General features: G+C 38.7%; 19 protein-coding genes and 1 tRNA gene. 8 read left to right on the top strand and 12 right to left on the bottom strand.

Annotated elements, in window-relative coordinates:
- Positions 1-158: 158 nt before the first annotated feature.
- A complete protein-coding gene (locus tag AC1DDK_RS01075) occupies positions 159-1,223 on the top strand; it encodes a glycoside hydrolase family 43 protein (protein ID WP_172663828.1) in 1,065 nt (354 codons plus the stop codon).
- Between the two features lie 34 nt (positions 1,224-1,257).
- Here the strand turns inward: AC1DDK_RS01075 and AC1DDK_RS01070 are convergent, their stop codons facing one another.
- Complete coding sequence (locus AC1DDK_RS01070) at positions 1,258-2,841, bottom strand: Na+/H+ antiporter (protein ID WP_288882319.1); 1,584 nt, start codon at positions 2,839-2,841, stop codon at positions 1,258-1,260.
- Positions 2,842-3,140: 299 nt separating this feature from the next.
- Between AC1DDK_RS01070 and AC1DDK_RS01065 the strand changes: the two genes are divergently transcribed.
- Positions 3,141-3,590: a hypothetical protein gene (locus AC1DDK_RS01065; protein WP_172663826.1), complete on the top strand. Its 450-nt coding sequence runs from the start codon at positions 3,141-3,143 to the stop codon at positions 3,588-3,590.
- Between the two features lie 447 nt (positions 3,591-4,037).
- Here the strand turns inward: AC1DDK_RS01065 and AC1DDK_RS01060 are convergent, their stop codons facing one another.
- From AC1DDK_RS01060 to AC1DDK_RS01040, 5 genes are all read right to left on the bottom strand, one after another.
- Positions 4,038-5,135 carry a Fic family protein gene (locus AC1DDK_RS01060; RefSeq protein WP_288882320.1) on the bottom strand — a complete coding sequence of 366 codons (1,098 nt, stop codon included), beginning with the start codon at positions 5,133-5,135 and terminating at the stop codon, positions 4,038-4,040.
- A gap of 481 nt (positions 5,136-5,616) precedes the next feature.
- Complete coding sequence (locus AC1DDK_RS01055; protein ID WP_172663824.1) at positions 5,617-6,030, bottom strand: SRPBCC domain-containing protein; 414 nt, start codon at positions 6,028-6,030, stop codon at positions 5,617-5,619.
- Positions 6,031-6,049: 19 nt separating this feature from the next.
- Positions 6,050-6,895, bottom strand: a complete 846-nt coding sequence (locus AC1DDK_RS01050; RefSeq protein WP_172663823.1) for an SRPBCC family protein — start codon at positions 6,893-6,895, stop codon at positions 6,050-6,052.
- Positions 6,896-6,900: 5 nt separating this feature from the next.
- Positions 6,901-7,296: an ArsR/SmtB family transcription factor gene (locus tag AC1DDK_RS01045; RefSeq protein ID WP_477611734.1), complete on the bottom strand. Its 396-nt coding sequence runs from the start codon at positions 7,294-7,296 to the stop codon at positions 6,901-6,903.
- 563 nt (positions 7,297-7,859) lie between these two features.
- Positions 7,860-9,152 carry a TOTE conflict system archaeo-eukaryotic primase domain-containing protein gene (locus AC1DDK_RS01040; RefSeq protein WP_337715194.1) on the bottom strand — a complete coding sequence of 431 codons (1,293 nt, stop codon included), beginning with the start codon at positions 9,150-9,152 and terminating at the stop codon, positions 7,860-7,862.
- Positions 9,153-9,285: 133 nt separating this feature from the next.
- On the opposite strand from AC1DDK_RS01040, the gene AC1DDK_RS01035 reads away from it, so the two are divergent.
- The 3 genes from AC1DDK_RS01035 to AC1DDK_RS01025 are packed head-to-tail and all read left to right on the top strand — an operon-like array spanning position 9,286 to position 9,963.
- Positions 9,286-9,513 carry a UPF0175 family protein gene (locus tag AC1DDK_RS01035; protein ID WP_245870024.1) on the top strand — a complete coding sequence of 76 codons (228 nt, stop codon included), beginning with the start codon at positions 9,286-9,288 and terminating at the stop codon, positions 9,511-9,513.
- Positions 9,497-9,661, top strand: coding sequence for a PIN domain-containing protein (locus AC1DDK_RS01030; RefSeq protein WP_477611733.1), 165 nt, complete (start codon positions 9,497-9,499; stop codon positions 9,659-9,661). The genes AC1DDK_RS01035 and AC1DDK_RS01030 overlap by 17 nt, the downstream gene beginning before the upstream one ends.
- Entirely contained in the window at positions 9,640-9,963 is a 324-nt protein-coding gene (locus tag AC1DDK_RS01025; protein WP_477611798.1) for a PIN domain-containing protein, read from the top strand. Before AC1DDK_RS01030 ends, AC1DDK_RS01025 begins: the two co-directional genes overlap by 22 nt.
- A 104-nt stretch (positions 9,964-10,067) precedes the next feature.
- On the opposite strand, the gene AC1DDK_RS01020 is transcribed toward AC1DDK_RS01025, so the two are convergent.
- A tRNA-His gene (locus AC1DDK_RS01020) sits at positions 10,068-10,144 on the bottom strand.
- A gap of 177 nt (positions 10,145-10,321) precedes the next feature.
- Here AC1DDK_RS01020 and rnhA point away from each other — a divergent pair.
- From rnhA to AC1DDK_RS01005, 3 genes are all read left to right on the top strand, one after another.
- The gene (rnhA, locus tag AC1DDK_RS01015) at positions 10,322-10,789 is read left to right on the top strand and encodes a ribonuclease HI (protein ID WP_172663815.1); all 468 of its coding nucleotides are present in this window, start codon (positions 10,322-10,324) and stop codon (positions 10,787-10,789) included.
- A gap of 207 nt (positions 10,790-10,996) precedes the next feature.
- Positions 10,997-11,878, top strand: coding sequence for a sugar phosphate isomerase/epimerase family protein (locus AC1DDK_RS01010; protein ID WP_172663814.1), 882 nt, complete (start codon positions 10,997-10,999; stop codon positions 11,876-11,878).
- 12 nt (positions 11,879-11,890) lie between these two features.
- Positions 11,891-14,578, top strand: a complete 2,688-nt coding sequence (locus AC1DDK_RS01005) for a PQQ-dependent sugar dehydrogenase (protein ID WP_337715190.1) — start codon at positions 11,891-11,893, stop codon at positions 14,576-14,578.
- Positions 14,579-14,626: 48 nt separating this feature from the next.
- Here the strand turns inward: AC1DDK_RS01005 and AC1DDK_RS01000 are convergent, their stop codons facing one another.
- From AC1DDK_RS01000 to AC1DDK_RS00980, 5 genes are all read right to left on the bottom strand, one after another.
- Entirely contained in the window at positions 14,627-15,061 is a 435-nt protein-coding gene (locus tag AC1DDK_RS01000) for a PepSY-like domain-containing protein (protein ID WP_172663812.1), read from the bottom strand.
- Between the two features lie 98 nt (positions 15,062-15,159).
- Complete coding sequence (locus tag AC1DDK_RS00995) at positions 15,160-15,633, bottom strand: RrF2 family transcriptional regulator (RefSeq protein ID WP_172663811.1); 474 nt, start codon at positions 15,631-15,633, stop codon at positions 15,160-15,162.
- A gap of 11 nt (positions 15,634-15,644) precedes the next feature.
- The gene (locus AC1DDK_RS00990) at positions 15,645-15,959 is read right to left on the bottom strand and encodes an iron-sulfur cluster assembly protein (protein ID WP_337715188.1); all 315 of its coding nucleotides are present in this window, start codon (positions 15,957-15,959) and stop codon (positions 15,645-15,647) included.
- 11 nt (positions 15,960-15,970) lie between these two features.
- The gene (locus AC1DDK_RS00985) at positions 15,971-16,420 is read right to left on the bottom strand and encodes a SufE family protein (RefSeq protein WP_288882334.1); all 450 of its coding nucleotides are present in this window, start codon (positions 16,418-16,420) and stop codon (positions 15,971-15,973) included.
- Complete coding sequence (locus AC1DDK_RS00980; protein ID WP_337715186.1) at positions 16,420-17,634, bottom strand: cysteine desulfurase; 1,215 nt, start codon at positions 17,632-17,634, stop codon at positions 16,420-16,422. Before AC1DDK_RS00980 ends, AC1DDK_RS00985 begins: the two co-directional genes overlap by 1 nt.

The following is a 17,634-nucleotide window of genomic DNA, read 5'->3' as shown; positions in this document are numbered from 1 at the left end:
TTAGCTTAATGTGTTGATTGTTAATTAATTATAAATTATTTTTTTGCCTTCTCTGTTCATAAGCGAACAGACGTGTTCTTAAGTGAACAATACTGTTACTTTTAGTTGGTGAAATGATCGAGGCTTCTTTTTGTATATTTAGCCAAAGTATTTCTACTATGAACAAAGTCTTTTCGATCGTTTTTCTGCTAACAGCATTTTCATTGAACCTAAACGCGCAACAGACCGAAAAGGGTAAGGTCTCTGAAACGTTTATGAATCCGCTTCGTAAGGGAGCTGACCCATACATTACAAAACATGATGGTAAATACTATACGATTTTCAATGAAAAGGGTGGGTTTGCCGTTACAGAATCAAGATATCTGACAAAATTCGAAAAGAAAGAGGTAGTATGGACTCCGCCAGAAGACAAATGGAATAGCTATAATCTTTGGGCCCCGGAAATTCATCATATAGATGGTAAATGGTACATTTATTACGCAGGCTCTGTGCATAAGGGAGCTCCTTATTATGCGCAAAGGGCAGGAGTACTGGAAAGCGACAGCCCGTTTGGCCCTTATACAGATAAGGAAAGGCTGTACACAGGTGATGATCCTAATCAAAAGAAAGACAATTGCTGGGCTATAGACATGACTGTTCTGGAGTTAAATGATAAGAAATATGCCGTTTGGTCTGGTTGGGAAACACTTCACGACCATCATGATGTAGATCAGAATCTCTATATCGCAGAAATGATAAATCCATGGACGCTTGGAAAACGTGTGTTATTGTCAAAGCCAGAACTCAACTGGGAAAAGGGTGATAATATCGTGTTGCAGGAAGGACCCCAAATATTAAAACACAATGATGATGTGTTTGTTATTTACTCTACCCGAGGCTCATGGACTGAGCACTATAAATTAGGGCAGCTTCGTTTAACAAAAGGTAAAGATCCGCTGAGCCCCTCATCGTGGATAAAATCTTCAAAACCTGTTTTCCAAGGTACTTCTACAGTTCATGGATTAGGACATGCAAGTATGACAACTTCGCCTGATGACAGTGAATATTGGATTTATTACCATTCCAAAGCCGCTTTGGATGGGGGTTGGGATAACAGAGAGGTATATCTGCAGCGATTTACTTTTGGAAAGGATGGAAATCCTGTGTTTGGCATTCCTAATGGAAGGGGAGCGGTGAAGCGACCTTCTGGGGAAGTAAAGATTGAACAAGCACTCCAAAGGTAAAGCTCATTTTGAGATTGATCTGTCTGATCCTATACTATATTATTTTCAATCGCTCTTCTTCTAAATCAATTTGATACAATTGCTGACGAATGATTTCTTCATCAACCTTGGGGTCTTTATTGAGTTCGACAAGGTACTGACGTTGGCTTTCGAGTACTTCTACAAAAATTACTTTCATCTTTTCGTTCATCCAGCTATCATCTGCAGACTTTGCTCTTTCTTCCCATTGTTTAAGGAATTTCTCCATACCGGCGTGGCCAATTAGTTCGTTGTCGTATTTATCTTTAAGGAATTGATATACATGTTGCTTTAGTCCGTGTTTCATTGTTTTTCTGGCCAATTCTTCCCCTTCTTCATTAAATATTGAACCGAAAAGATTGGTGCGGCTTATAAAATATGGGAGGGTAAGCCCTTGTACCAGAAGCGTAAGTAATATCACTACAAAAGTGATGAACAAGATCAGGTTTCTATATGGAAATTCTGCACCATTATCTTGTGCTACGGGAATAGCTAAAGCAGCAGCCAGTGAAACTACACCCCGCATTCCTGTCCAGCCCAGCAACAATGGCATCAGCCAACGTCTTCTTACCGAAGATGCGTGAGGTCTTACGCTTGGACGAAAAATAATTGTGGCTACCAACGCGGCATAGGAGCTTAATATTCGTGCAGCGACCAATATTCCGGTTACCAGCAATCCGTAGCCAATGGCAGTGCGTAAAGGAATGCCTTTTGAATGCAGACCATCTACGATTTCGGGAAGTTCCAGGCCAATGATCAGAAAAACAATACCATTCAAAATGAACACAAAGCTCTCCCATACGCTATACCCCTTAATACGGCTGGAACTGTTTAAAAAGATCATTCTTCTGGTCGACATGAACAGACCTCCGCTTACAACAGCCATTACACCAGAGCTGTGGACTTGTTCCGCAATCCAGTATATAAAATAGGGTTCAATAAGTGTAAAGACTATGTCGGAAGGTGCATCAGTAGGTAAACGTTTATGTGCCTGCACGAATAACCAGCCCAATGACAGGCCAATCCCAACACCGCCGATCACCATCCACAGAAAGCTTAGTGCTGCCTCTTGCCAGATGAATTGACCCGTACCTACCGCAACCAGCGCAAAGCGGAAGATAATAAGCGAAGAGGCGTCATTTAACAGGCTTTCTCCTTCTAAAATAGCAGAAGTAGACTTTGGGATTTTTACAAATTTTGTAATGGCTCCTGTACTTACTGCATCGGGTGGTGATACAATGCCACCTAATAAAAAACCCAGCGCAATAGTAAAGCCCGGAATAAGATGATTAGTGATTAATGCTACCGAAAGTGCTGTAAAAAACACCACCAGAAATGCAAAGCTGCCAATAATGCGCCACCATTTTTTCATCTCTTTGAACGAGATGGACCAGGCTGCCTCCCAAAGTAGTGGTGGAAGAAATATGAAAAAGATAAGGTCTGGATTAATTCTCACTACAGGCAATCCTGGTATAAAGCTTATCAGCAGCCCTGCTACCACCAATAGTATAGGATATGCGATCTTTAGTTTATTAGCCCACATATTCAATAATACAATAGCGGCTATCATGGCCAAAAAGAAAGGTAAAATGGTATGCATGACTGGTATTTAAGGTTGTTCAGTTTCTTAATGCATCAAGTTATAAATTCTCCTTCAGAATTGAGATATACTCTGGCTGAATTTCCGAATTTGAGTTATAAACCAAATTAAAAAGTTGCCTATAGATAATTTTGACGTGATAACCCCCTAAGATAGTCGCTTTTGCACATCACTTGACGCTATATTAGTTCCCATCTTTGTATTATAGATCAATCAGATCAACTTAGTTGAGCGAATCTTTGAAAAAAAAAATCAATAAAGAATAGTAACTATAAACATAATTATCAACTTATCTTCCAATGAAAAACAATATCAATCCGGCATTACAAGAGTTAAAGCAATTTATTGGCACATGGGAAATGGAAATATCAAATGCATCTTTCTTACCGGATGCCAATGCAATTATTACGGCAAGAGCATCCTTTGAATGGTTTGAAGAAGGTGAATTTTTAATTTTGAGGCAGGGTACAAAAAATATGGAAACGCCGTGGGCGATATGGTTTATTGGTCATGATAAAGATGCACAGAACTACACCGTATTTTACATAGATGATCAGCAATCTTCTCGGGTATATGAAATGAGTTTTGAAAATAGAATATGGAAGATATGGCGCAATGGACCCCAATTTATACAACGCTTTACAGGTGAGATCAACAAAGATAAAAACATCATCTCGGGATACTGGGAGAAGTCCGTAGATGCTAAAAACTGGGAGCACGACTTTCACCTCACTTATAAAAAAGCCTAATAGAATCAAAAAACTTGTTCTAACTATAACCACGTTAAGTGATATACACACGCAAGTGTGCGAAAAGTAGTCATATAGTGATTGCGTTGTGGTTATCAATTGTGGATGTGAAGGTGGATGACAGAGGTTCACATTCGATATGTCTTACCTGTGGCAATGTAACTGGCTGATTGCTAACAGGCAAGTTTTGGGGTTGATCCCCTTTTGGGCATAAAAAAACCCTTTAAAGTAAATTAAAGGGGTTTAAAACTATCTGGGTTGTTTATGGTACAAATTTCATCCCGGTTTGTGGCTGATTTGAAGCGGTTGGCAGATTTAAAAAGAAAAATGGATGAAATGGACGAGCTTGGAAAGCTGTTAAAATCCTAAGCTATTTTTGTCCACGAAAATGATTTTGAGCTGGCCTTACATTTATCACTACTAGAGAAGTTCAAAATCTCTAATAGTTTATTTTTTCAAAAGTTCAAATAGCTCTATATTGATATATATAGTTTCCTTCCAGACTTTTTTAGAATGCAATATTCCGATCTTTTCTAATCCGTTAAGGTATTTGGAAGCTGTTATCCTTGAAACGTTAAGTCGATCAATAACAAATTCTATTTTACAGTATGGTTGCTCAAATAACAACTCTAATAGTTCTTTATTGTAAAGCTTGGGCGCCTTCTCTTTTATTCCATTTTGTAATTTCAAAAAGAGCTGATTGATTGACTTAATTTGATCAGTGGTTTGTTTAGAAATTTCTTCTATGGCTTTTAGAATAAATAATATCCACTCTTCCCAATTGTCCTTTGTCTTCACTTCTCCAAGTAATCTATAATAATCAGGTTTATGTTTTATGATATAATCACTTAAATAAAGTACGGGACTGTCTAAAAGCTCATTCAGGCACAAATAAAGAACATTAATAATTCTTCCGATCCTGCCGTTACCATCATAAAATGGGTGTATGCTTTCAAACTGGTAATGTTGAACTGCCAACTTAATCAATGGAGAAAGTACATCGGGTTCATTTATATACTCCTCTAAGTTTTTCATTAACGCAAGGATTGTATCATAATCATCCGGCGGAGTGTAAATGACTTCACCAGTAACAGCATTTTTTAATGAGGTTCCAGGCAATCTTCTAAGTCCTGCTTTATTCTCTTCCAGTATTTCCTGTATAGCCAATACTCCGTTTGTATTCAAAAATCCCTTTTGAACGATCATTTTAAACCCGGCGAGCATAGCTTCCCTATAGCGTAAAACTTCCTTGGTAGCATGATCTATTTGTGAGCCACTTGCAGACAATGCTTGATAGAGCCTATCATGAGTTGTAATTACATTCTCAATTTCAGAACTCATGCGAGCTTCTTTGAGTATTACAGCATTCAGAAGTATAGAAGGATTAGGGAGTGTATAGGCTAGTCCTTTTAATTCGGAAAGGGCTATTGAAGATTGGACGACTTGCCTTAAAACAGGAATTGTCTCCACTTTAATTTGATCAGGGGGCAGCGGAGGCAATTCATTAAAAGGTACATCACTTCTCAATTTGGCCAATTTCTTCATACAAAGTTTTTATATATGAGACTCTTATCATGTAAAGATAATTTAATTTTTTATACATGACAACTTAATCATGCAAAGATTATATACATGATGTTTTGATGATTATAAAAGATACCGATCCAACCCATAGATAGTGTGCGGAAGAAGGGACTCGAACCCTTAAACAAAAAAAGCAGTCTTTTCAGACTGCTTTCAAAACTGGGGTGGCTGATGGTGCCGATAAATTCTCGGTTTGTGGCTGATTTAAAGCGGTTGGCCGATTTGCAAAGAAATATTGATGAATTTGATGAGCTTGGAAAACGGATGAAAGCCAATAATTCCCGTCCACGAAAATGATCTGAATGTAAATTGAAATTTATCACTACTAGGGATATCCAAAACATCGCTAGTAGTGATAAAACTAAACCCTTTTATATGTCCGACTGTTTGCTTGAAATGGACAGTTTTTAGAAATTTTAGAATTACAAAAGGAATTTATAAGCTATTCAAAATAGATTAATAAAGTAGCGCCAATCCGTGATTTGCAGTACATCGACCACCGCCACTTTTGCTCCCATTTAATTTCAGCCAGAAGTGCTTCACCCTTGGAATGCAGACCATACTGGCTAATCTCCAGATAAGTCGAATCGGCGTCAATCGCCTTAAAGTTAAACTCCACCCGGGTCGCAGGGTCGTTCCAGTCAATAACGATCTTTACATTTTTAATAATTTCCACCACCTGCACCGGGGTAGAGACATTATACATTCCCCATTCCCAGGTCACCCTGGCACCCGAGCTAAGCCGGCCACTGCCTTTAGTGAACCAGAAATGTTTGGTGATCTCCGGATTGATGAAAGCTTCAAAAACGAGGTTAGTGGGTTTTCGAATGAGCATATTGTTCTTCCACCAGGACATAGTTCAGCCAGATGGTGGATTACCGTTTTTCCGATAAATCCTTAATGATCTCTAAGGCCTGGTCCCACATTTTTTCATGCTGAGGGATATATTTTTTTGCCAGCGGCCCCGATTCGATTCTTAGTTCATAGGCCCCGCTTTCAGCTTTTACTAACCGGTATACCTCCGAATATTCTCCGGTCTGTGCATCAGCGGCCGGGTTAAGTTCATCGTACATATCTACCTGTAAATACTCCTGCGGCCGATGCGCTTTGACCATACCCCTGGCGCCAATGTCCCCACTGGCGTCCGTCCAGATCACTTCAGAGCCAGTTTGCCAGTCCGTCTTTACAAACGAGCCCTCACCAAAAGCCTTGCCCCACTGGTCTGCAGGATGCAGTAAAATATCCCAGATAGCTTCCGCCGCAGCCGAAATGGTGATCTGCTTGCTGATCACTTCTGTTTCCACAAATGAAACCAGGCCTTCGTTGACAAAATAATTCCAGCCCCCTGTAAAGCTTTCTATTCTGAAGTTCGAATTATCCTGAGGGAAGCTGTCCAAACCGTCATGCGTGAGTTTCAGCCGGGTTCTGTGTTTGCCTTCTTCAAACAGCTCCCAGGTTAAAACCGAATAACCCTTATAATCCGGATACCTCCAGGAATAGCTCAGTTTATGCGGGGGATCCACCACCAGGACCTCGCATTCGTGCAGGTATTGCACATTTTCATCCCCGCCGGTAAACTGAAACTTGAAACCCACTTCGGGTTTAAATTCTTCGAAGTCGAAATACCATGCTTTCATCTGGTCCCGGTCGGTTATCGCCTTCCAGACTTTCTCAATAGGGGCATTGTAAACACGTTCTACAATCAGTGGTTTAGTTTCCATAGCTGTTATTTTTTTGGTTGATTTTTATTCTTTAAGACTGAATCTTCCGCATTATCCCTTTCCAGAAATTCCCCGAGGGCATCCAGCTTCCTGTTCCAGAATTTCCTATAATGGCTCAGCCACAGGTCTACTTCCTTCAGCTTACGCATATCCGCGCTGCAAAAACGCTCCCTTCCTTTTTGCGACACCATGATCAGCCCACACTCGGTCAGAATCCTAATGTGCTTGGAAATTGCAGGCCTGCTCACCTGAAAATGACCGGCCACAGCATTCAGGTTTAAGGAACGCTCACTGAGCAAACCAATAATTTCCCGGCGCGTCGGGTCTGCAATTGCCTGAAAAACATCTCTTCTCATTTCCATAATCTGATACCATTTGGTTACAAATATAAAAGAAACCACTTGGTTACACAAATTTATTTTAAATTCATGTTTTAGGCCCTGCCATTGGAAGAAATCAAACAAAAAAAGCCATCCAGAAAATCCGGATGGCTTTGTCAGCAAATGCGAGCATAATCGGATAGAGGGTAAAAGATATCTACTAGGGATGCTATATCCGGAAAAATTGACCTTTGATGGAGCCCTGTATCGAACCACTTCCATGAACAAAACGGCTGATCTTATTTATTTGAAAAACAAAGAGTTACAAGTAAAAAAAAGACGAAAATCTGTTTTAAAGTCCTCGTCCCATAAAGGGTCATTTATGGGACAAATTTCATCCCGTTTTATTGCTGATTTGAAGCGATTAGCCGATTTATAAAGAAAAATGGATGAAATGGACGAGCTTGGAAAGCTGCTAAAAAGTTAAACTATTTTAGTCCACGAAAATGATTTTATATCGTCTGAAATTCGTCACTACTAGGGATGTTGTAACATCCCTAGTAGTGACGAAATATTTTAATTAAGTCAGATATTGCTCTAAATCATCTTTCCAGATCACAAATCCATTTCGTTCATCCGAATAATCATGTAAAAACGCGGCTGAAATTTATCGGTACTGATTGTAAAAATGCAAATCTCCCGTCATTTCGAATCTTATTAAGATCTTTATCAACATTATGAAGCGCATTTTTGAGCTCCGAAACTTCTTTTGAGGTATGCCATATATAAGTAGCCTCATCCGTATCCAGTGTCTCCATTACAATATGATATTGCTCTTTTCCAGTTAGAAGAAAAACAAAAGCAAACGGACTTAACACAAATCTTATTTTCAATACATTTCCAAGATGTAAGTCTGATAAATATCTTAGCTGTATTTTGTGCCGATAATTACCTCTAATCAATACATCCTTTAATAATTCTTCTCCCGACTCATATAATGTCTGGTTAGCATCACCGGCGCTAAGCTGGAACATTTCAACATTCTTACCTAAAAGATTTCCTTTTTTAAATAGATTCTTTTTAATGATAAAGTCTGGATTGAAAAAATTAAGTTCATCCTTCAGAAAAGATGCCAAGGCAGTACTTATTCCATTTCGATTGATTTCAATAGTATTTGACAACTTAATTACAAGCTTACCTGGTTCAATAACGTTTAAACTTTTAGAACTGGTCAACGAAAGAAATATTTGGTCTAAGTCATTGATAGAAATTCGGCGAATGCTGCTTAAAAACTCCCATTGATTTCTATAAGGGAGAGCTGTTTCTGACTCAATGAAGCAACTGTTCCCAAGTTCCAATGTAGGTTTATACAAAGGTAAGGCAATCAGATTTCCAAATCCTTTACCTGAATGTTTATCTTGATTGGGGAATAATCTGTCAAAACTAGAGTTTTTGTCAAAAGTAGAGACTATCCCTGCTCTCTCTAATAAAGTAAGTACAATTATTCTGCTCTTAAAAGCCGGATATGGTTGATTAAAAAATATCCAAACATGCCCACCTTTACCACTGCGCGAACGTTCCAGGTAAGCAGGGATATTGTAGCTTGCACATATAGTAATGAAACTTCTACAATCTTCCAACCAACTTTTTTTATCAAAATCTGCCGCTATCAACCAAGACGTATTGTCTTGTAAAAGTGGATACAATCCTGTTAGCTGTCTACCTTCAAGATGTCTTTGAATCTGATCGTCAGTCAAAGGAAGATAATTTGCGGTCTCTGAATTATTGGGGTTTGTACTTTTTTTATAAACCTTGCTGATATAAGGATCATACAATTTAGCAGGCATGTAACCACTTTTAGTTCCTTTTGACCAATGAATAGCATAAACATCTTCGCGCCCTTTAAATAAAGACCTGTATAATAGTAGATTGTCCACTGTTGAAATTCTGAGATAGCAAATTAAACAAAAGTAGAATAATTACCCTTTGTAATATATCAAAATCCATTCTATCATCAGCACCCATTTTGTTTTAAATTTTAATAATACGTATCTTTATATCATGACTACAATGACCATACAAGTTCCTGATGCCCTTGAGAGAGAGCATGATGAAACAACACGCCTTATTGCAGCCAAGCTATATGAAGCAGGTAAGCTTACTTTAAGACAAGCCGCTGAAATGTGCCAAATGAAAAAATGGGATTTTGCTGAAATCTTAATCAAATACGACGTGCACTACCTGGACGAAAGTGCAGCTGAAGATCTTGAAACATTTAGGCATGCTCATACAGGATAAAATTGTCATTACCGATGCCAGCTGTTTCATTACGCTGGACAAAATAGATGGTATGCATTTGCTCCAATCCTTGTACAAACAAGTAATAACAACTCCTGAGATAGCTGCTGAATTTGGTAAAAGACTATACCTAATTGGGTTGATGTAAAAGCCGTGCAGAATCGTGATTTATTATATAATTATGCTGAAACTGTGGATATAGGTGAGGCCAGTGCGATGGCGCTTGCATCAGAAATCCATGCTGACCTACTCATTATAGATGATGCAGGAGCTAGGAGATTTGCTAAAAAGCTTGAACTTAACATCACCGGAACCGTTGGTGTTATACTTAACGCAAAACTTAACGGTATCATTCCAGCAGTTAAACCATACACTGTCAAAATACAACAAACTAATTTTCGGATTTCTGATTGGTTAACTACACAGATTATTAAAGACGCTGGAGAATGATCGCGATCTAAACCAAGGATCTTCTATTAAACTGTCCCTTTTTGACATACCAAAATACCCTGTATACAAAAAAAGCAGTCTTTTCAGACTGCTTTTCAAAAACTTGGGGTGGAATATGGGGCTCGAACCCACGACCCTCGGTACCACAAACCGATGCTCTAACCAACTGAGCTAAAACCACCATGTGTTTTTCAACGCTACAAAAGTACGATTTAAAATATTTTATTCAAATCTTTTTTCAGTTAGATCGGATCTTTTTTTTAATCGATTAAATCTCAGTGGATTAAATTCTGGTGGAAATATAAAAAGTACCCTAAAAATTGCTTTTATGGCTTAAAAAGCTAGATTTGCCTAACATATGATTGAACTTTATACCGATGGAGCAGCTAGCGGCAACCCAGGGCCAGGTGGATACGGAGTGATTTTACGCTCAGGGTCTCACTATAAGGAACTGAGTGCGGGATTCCGTTTAACTACGAACAACAGAATGGAATTGCTGGCAGTTATAGTAGGCTTAAATGCACTAAAAAATCCAGGACAAGAAATTACCATATTCTCAGATTCCAAATACGTGATTGATTCTGTAGAAAAGAAGTGGGTATTTGGTTGGGTTAAAACAGGATTTAAAGGCAAAAAGAATAAAGACCTTTGGATGCGTTTTCTTAACGTTTATAAGCTACACCATGTTAAATTCGTTTGGATAAAGGGGCATAATAACCATCCCGAAAATGAACGCTGCGATGAACTTGCTGTTGCCGCCTCTAAAAACAGAAGTGCTTTGGGTGTTGATACGGAGTTTGAAATAGAGAGGAGTAAGACTGTCTGATCATATTATCCATGATTTAACTTATTAAGTCCATTCTTACGGCTTATTTAAAAGACGATTTTTAGTAACCAAAATATTTCGATTCATTAGTAAAAGGAAAAACTTCAAGAATAACTATATTGTTGGCGTCTTTTTACAGAATAAGATTTTGGAGAGATAGAATAACAAATGTAACCTAGATAATTTTCAAACTTTAATTAACCAAACATGAATTTATTAAAAAATAGATTTGCTTTAAAACTACAATTTGCTGTTGTTTTATTGGCTTGTCTTGCTGCCTGTAAAAGTGTAAAGACAGGAGCATCTAATGCTTCTGCTAAAAATCCGGAAGTAAAATTGGGCTGGGAACTTGGTTCTCAAGCTTATACTTTCAGATTATTCACATTTGCTGAGGCAATTAAAAAGATCGACAGCTGTAACTTAAGATATGTAGAGGCTTTCCCAGGTCAAAAAATAGGTGGCGGTATAGAAGGAACAATGGGACCTGATATGGATGACGCGAAAAGACAAGCTGTTTTAGCAAAGCTTAAAGAAAACAACGTAAAAGTTGTAGCATTTGGTGTAACAGGCGCTAACAGCGAAGCTGAATGGATTAAATTATTCGAATTCTGCAAAGCCATGGGCATTCATACCATTACTTCAGAACCTAATGAGAAAGATTTGCAGTTGGTATCTGATCTATGCGATAAATATCAGATCAATGTTGCTATTCACAATCACCCAAACCCATCTCATTATTGGAATCCTGATATCGTGTTAAATGCGATTAAAGGGAAAAGCAAACGCTTAGGCGCTTGCGCTGATATAGGCCACTGGGTACGTTCAGGATTAGATCCTGTTGAGTGCTTGAAAAAACTTGACGGACACGTATTACACTCGCACATGAAAGATCTTCATGAAAAAGGTAAAGGCGGACATGACGTGCATTGGGGAGAAGGTGTTTCTAACATCCCTGCAGTTATCGCAGAGTTAAAAAGACAAAACTTTAAAGGAGCTATCTCAGCTGAATATGAATACAACTGGGAAAGCAACAGCGCTGATGTAGCTGCTAGTGTAGTTAACTTCCGTAACCTTGTATCTAAATTGTAATTAACCCCAAACATGATAAAATTATCATTATTGAAACCAATAACAGCATTGTCGCTGTTATTGGTTTCTTCATATATAGTAAAGGCGCAATCGCCGGAAAAACCTGACGATAACAGGTTTACCAAAGTTGTGCTTCAACAAAAATTAGAAGAACCTATGCAATTCCAAATTCTGGATGGAGGAAAGGTTTTGTATGCAGAGCGTAAAGGGAAATTAAAAATATACGATCCTGCAACTAATAAAATGGATGTAATAGCAGATTTTGCTGTTAGCAGGGAGTACGTAAGCAAAAAAGGTGAGCGTTCCGAAGGTGAAGACGGGCTGCAGGGGGTTATCCTTGACCCTGATTATGCTAAAAACAAATGGATTTACATCTACTATTCTCCAAAAGATGTATCGGTAAACAGGCTTTCCAGATTTACATGGGCTGGCGGTAAACTGAACATGACTACTGAAAAGAAAGTATTAGACGTGGTGGTTCAACGTGAAGAATGCTGCCACGTAGGGGGCGGTATGTTATTCGATAAGGATAAAAACTTGTACTTAAGTACTGGTGATAATACCTTTTCAAGATCTTCGGATGGTTTTACACCTATCGACGAACGTCCGGGAGAGGCTCCGCGTGATGCTCAAAAATCGTCTGGTAATACTAACGATTTAAGAGGTAAAATTTTGCGTATCCATCCTGAACCAAATGGTACATATACCATTCCAGAAGGCAACCTGTTTCCTAAGGGGACAGCAAATACCCGCCCTGAAATTTATACCATGGGTAATAGAAACCCCTGGAGGTTAACTATAGATAGTCATACTGGTTGGTTATACTGGGGTGAAGTTGGTCCGGATGGTTCAAACTCTTCAGAATCTAGAGGTCCAAGATCCTATGATGAATTTAATGTGGCTAAAAAGTCGGGTAACTATGGCTGGCCTTATTTTATAGGGAATAACCAGGCATATCGTTATTATGATTTTGCGACTAAGAAATCGGGAGAGTTGTACGATGTACAAAAACCAATAAATAATTCCCCAAATAATACGGGATTAAAAGAATTACCTCCTGCGGTATCAGCCATGATCTGGTATCCTTATGCGGCCAGTGAAGAGTTTCCGGTGATGGGTAGTGGTGGCAGAAGTGCAGTTGGTGGTCCGGTATTTCACAAGTCTGATTTTGCCAATGCTAAATATTTGTTTCCTGCATATTATGAAGGTAAATGGTTAATTACCGACTGGGTACGTGGCTGGATATTAGCGGTAACTTTTGATGAAAATGGCATGTATAAATCTATGGAGCGTTTCTTGCCTGAGCTTACTTTAAGAGGTCCGATTGATATGAAATTTGGCCCTGATGGTAGTTTATATGTGCTTGAATATGGAAACGGATACTTTAAAGATAATCCGGAAGCTGAGTTAATCAAAATTGAGTTTAATGGCGGTAACCGCAAACCTCAGGTACAGGCAACTGCAAATAAAACTGCCGGTGCTTTGCCTTTAAAAGTAAAATTATCTTCGGCAGGTACAACTGATAGTGATGGTGATGTATTAAAGTACGAATGGAAAATTACCAAAGGCGGAATGTTAAAACAAACGTTTAAAACGGCTAACCCTGAAGTACAACTGGCAACAGCTGGTGTTTACAAAGCTACACTTACTGTTACAGATCCGCATGGTGCAAAAAATAGTAAATCGGTTGAATTGGTAGCCGGAAATGCAACCCCTGTAGTTAAGTTTAACTTTACAAAAGGGAACTCTAGTTTCTATTTCCCTGCCAGTATAATCAATTATGCGGTTAGTGTTACAGATAAGGAGGATGGAAGCCTTGCTGATAAAAGAATACCGGCTTCCCAGGTTTCTGTAGCCATCAATTACTTGTCTGAGGGGTATGACTTAACTGTTGTAGCGCAAAATCAGAATCAATTCGATGTTTCTGCACAATATGCTAAAGCAAAGGCTTTAATCAAGAAAAGTGATTGTAATGCTTGTCACGCTGTGGATACTAAATCTTTAGGTCCATCATTTACAGAAGTGGCGTTAAAGTATAAAGGAGATAAAACTGCAGAAGGAAAGCTTACTAAAAAGGTTATTGACGGCGGTTCGGGTGTATGGGGTGATGCAATGATGCCAGCGCACTCATCTATGTCTACTAATGAAGTGAACTCGATCATTAAATATGTATTGAGCTTTAGTGAAAAGAAAACTACGCAGAAATCACTTCCGGTAACAGGATCATACACTACAAATGTTCAACCAGATCAGCCTAACAAAGGAAGCTTTATTTTTAGAGCAGCCTATAAAGATCATGGAACTAAACTTGCGCCAGCGCAGTTTGGTGAAGATATAGTTGTTTTGCGCCATCCTTTTGTGCTTGTTAACAATACGGATAACGCTAATGAGATTAGCTTTAACGACAACAAGTCTGTTGCGACGGCTAAGAGCAAAGGTGCTTATCTGCAACTAAATAAAGTTGATTTAACGGATATTAAGAAGATTGAATTTATTGGTGCAGACAATGTGTCGGCAGGTAAAATTGAGATTCGCATCGATTCACCGGAAGGAAAACTTATCGGGCAATCATCTTCGAAAGAAAACGGCAGTTTAAATACCATTGCTGATATTGAGGTGCTTAAAGGTAAATACAATGTTTATTTTGTATTTACAGAGCCTTCTGCCCGCTTAAAGGCAATTAGTATGAAGAACCTTTAGGGCTTAAATAAATTACCGATGACGGCATGCTTTTAAAGCTGCCGTCATCTAATATATCTTGTTTGATATTTTACCATTCTGGTCAACAATAACTTTTTGTTCCTCGAGTAATTTCTTCAATTCAATTTTATAAAAGAATTTTTTACCCTCTTCATAACGATCTACATCATCAATTCTGAATCCTTTATAGTTTTGTTTAAGGGTATTCAACACCGCTGCCGGTAATTCTGAGGAACGAAGTTCTTTTTTATGTTTAACAATGCCTCCTTTACTGGTTAACCAAAGTTCATGATCTCTTCTGGCTATGTCAAATTCGACATTATATAAGTCGCCTTTTCTTTCCCATTCTACTCTTGTAGCTTTTGGAAACGACTTGTTAAAAGCGTTTAATACAGCAGGAGGAACCTCACTAACGGTTATATCCTGAGCGTAGGATAAGCCAGAAATAAGCAAGCAAACCGCAAACAGTAGTATCTTTTTCATAATAAGTTGAATTAGTGTTTTAACTATAACAAAGGAAAAGGGAAAATCTCCTGAGAAAATGAAAAAAAGTTATTCAAATACTATAGCAAGATGCTAAATTATAGTTTAGCCGTTCTTAGGGCATTTATTTTGTTGATGATCTGAAGGTTAGATTCCTGCTCTGTACTAATCAATTCTTTAAGTGAAATATGATCCAATAACTGATCAACAGATAACTGGATCATTTGCCATAAAGAACGCACAGAACAATCTACAGAGTTGGTGCATAGTTTTAATGATCCGGAGTAGTCCTCACAGAACTTATTGCTGTATAGAGAACCGCCAAGCACCTTCATCACCTGATTAATGTTTATGTCTTCGGCAGGCTTAGCTAAAATATACCCCCCCTTATTACCTGGTGTACTGTTTATGTAACCCGCAAGACGAAGCGTACGGGTAAGCTTGGCCACATAGGCAGCAGAAAGTCCCTCTGCATCGCTAATCATAGGAATGCTTGCTCCTTCTTTATCACCATGTCGGGCTATGTGGAGTAGTATCCTTAAGCCATATTCTTCCTGAGCAGTAATTTTCATTGTTCTTATTATTACATCATTCCTAATTCGAGCCGTGCTGTTTCCGACATCATGTCTCTGTTCCAGGCAGGTTCCCAGGTTACAATTACAGTAACCTCATTTACACCTTCAATTTCTTTTACCTTTTGCTCTACTTCTAAAGGGATAGATTGTGCAGCAGGGCATCCGGGAGCGGTAAGCGTCATCACAATCTGCACGTTGTTTAGCGGAGGCAATATCTCTGTTTCATAGATAAGCCCCAGTTCATAAATACTTACAGGAATTTCAGGATCGTAAATGGTTTGTAAACAATCAATCACTTTCTGCTTTAATTCTTCTTTATCCATGACCTTTTAATTTATTTATGATCAGTTTTTTGACTGTTAATCGCCTGAAAAGCGATAGCGTAATTTTTCATTTGTTTTATCATTGACAGTAAACCGTTAGAACGGGTCTGTGCCAAATGGGTCATCATGCCGATCTCTCTTATAAAATCCAATCGGGCGTCAATAATTTCAGTAGGGGTATGGCCAGATAGTACCTTTATAAGCATACTGATCAAACCTTTTACAATTATTGCATCACTATCGGCCTTAAAAAATACACGGCCATCATTATAGGAGGCCACCAGCCACACGGTACTCTGGCATCCCTTTATTTTGTTTTCATCAAGCTTATGCTCATCCTCCAGAACAGGCAACTTTTTGCCCATATCAATAATGTACTCGTACTTGTCTTCCCATGAATCAAACAATGCAAAGTCCTCAATTATCTCTTTTTCTATTTCATGTATCGGCTTAATATTCATTATGAAAGCATTTTTATGGTTTTATGCAAACCTGTAATCAGTGCATCTATTTCTTCTTTTTGGTTGTAAAGGGCAAAGGATGCTCTTATAGTGCCCGGAATGCCAAAGCGTGCCATTAACGGCTGTGTGCAATGATGTCCTGTTCTAACTGCAATTCCTTGATTGTCCAGCAAAACGCCAACATCCTGAGGGTGTACACCTTTAATAATAAAAGAGATCAGGCTTACCTTTTCTTTGGCATTGCCAATAATTTTAAGACCCGGAATGGCTTGGAATTGAGCTGTAGCATAAGCAAGTAATTCTTCTTCATGGGCTCTTATAGTAGCTTTTCCGGTTTCTTTAATAAAATCTAGTGCTGCTTTTAATGCAATGGTATCGGCTATGTTTGGTGTACCTGCTTCATATTTATAAGGCAGATCATTATAGGTAGTTTTTTCGAAGGTAACTTCCTTGATCATCTCGCCGCCACCTTGAAAAACAGGCATGCTTTCGAGTAACTCTTTCTTACCGTAAAGCACACCAACACCTGTTGGCCCATATACTTTATGACCAGAGAAAGCGAAAAAATCGCAATCCATTTCATGTACATTGATATCAAGATGTACAGCTGACTGTGCACCATCTATCAATACTTTAGCACCAACCTGATGCGCTGCTTCAATGATCTCTTTAATCGGGTTAACTGTACCTAATGAGTTTGAAACATGAACAACAGAAACCAACTTGGTTTTGCTGTTAAGCAAAGCTTTGTAGGTATCCATTACAAGCTCGCCATTATCGTTAACAGGAATAACTTTTAAAACAGCACCTTTTTCTTCGCAAAGTATTTGCCATGGAACGATGTTAGAATGGTGCTCCATGCCAGAAATAATAATCTCATCGCCCGTTCCTATGTTTTGCCGGCCCCAGGTATATGCAACCAGGTTAATCCCTTCTGTAGTGCCTCTTGTAAAGATGATTTCTTCTTCAGATACTGCACCTATAAACTCTTGTGCAGTACGACGGGTAGCCTCATAAGCCATAGTGGCTTCTTCTGCAAGGGTATGGATCCCTCTGTGTATGTTGGCATTGTAATGCGTGTAATAATGTGTAAGCGCATCAATAACCACTTGCGGTTTTTGAGAAGTGGCAGCATTGTCAAAATACACCAAAGGTTTGCCCTTAACCATGCGGTTAAGTATTGGGAACTGCTGTCTGAGATCTAAAATGGCCAT

Source organism: Pedobacter sp. 05T44, from assembly GCF_056395985.1.
The sequence above is the reverse complement of the archived record's forward strand: the minus strand, read 5'-3'. Positions and strand labels throughout refer to the sequence as shown.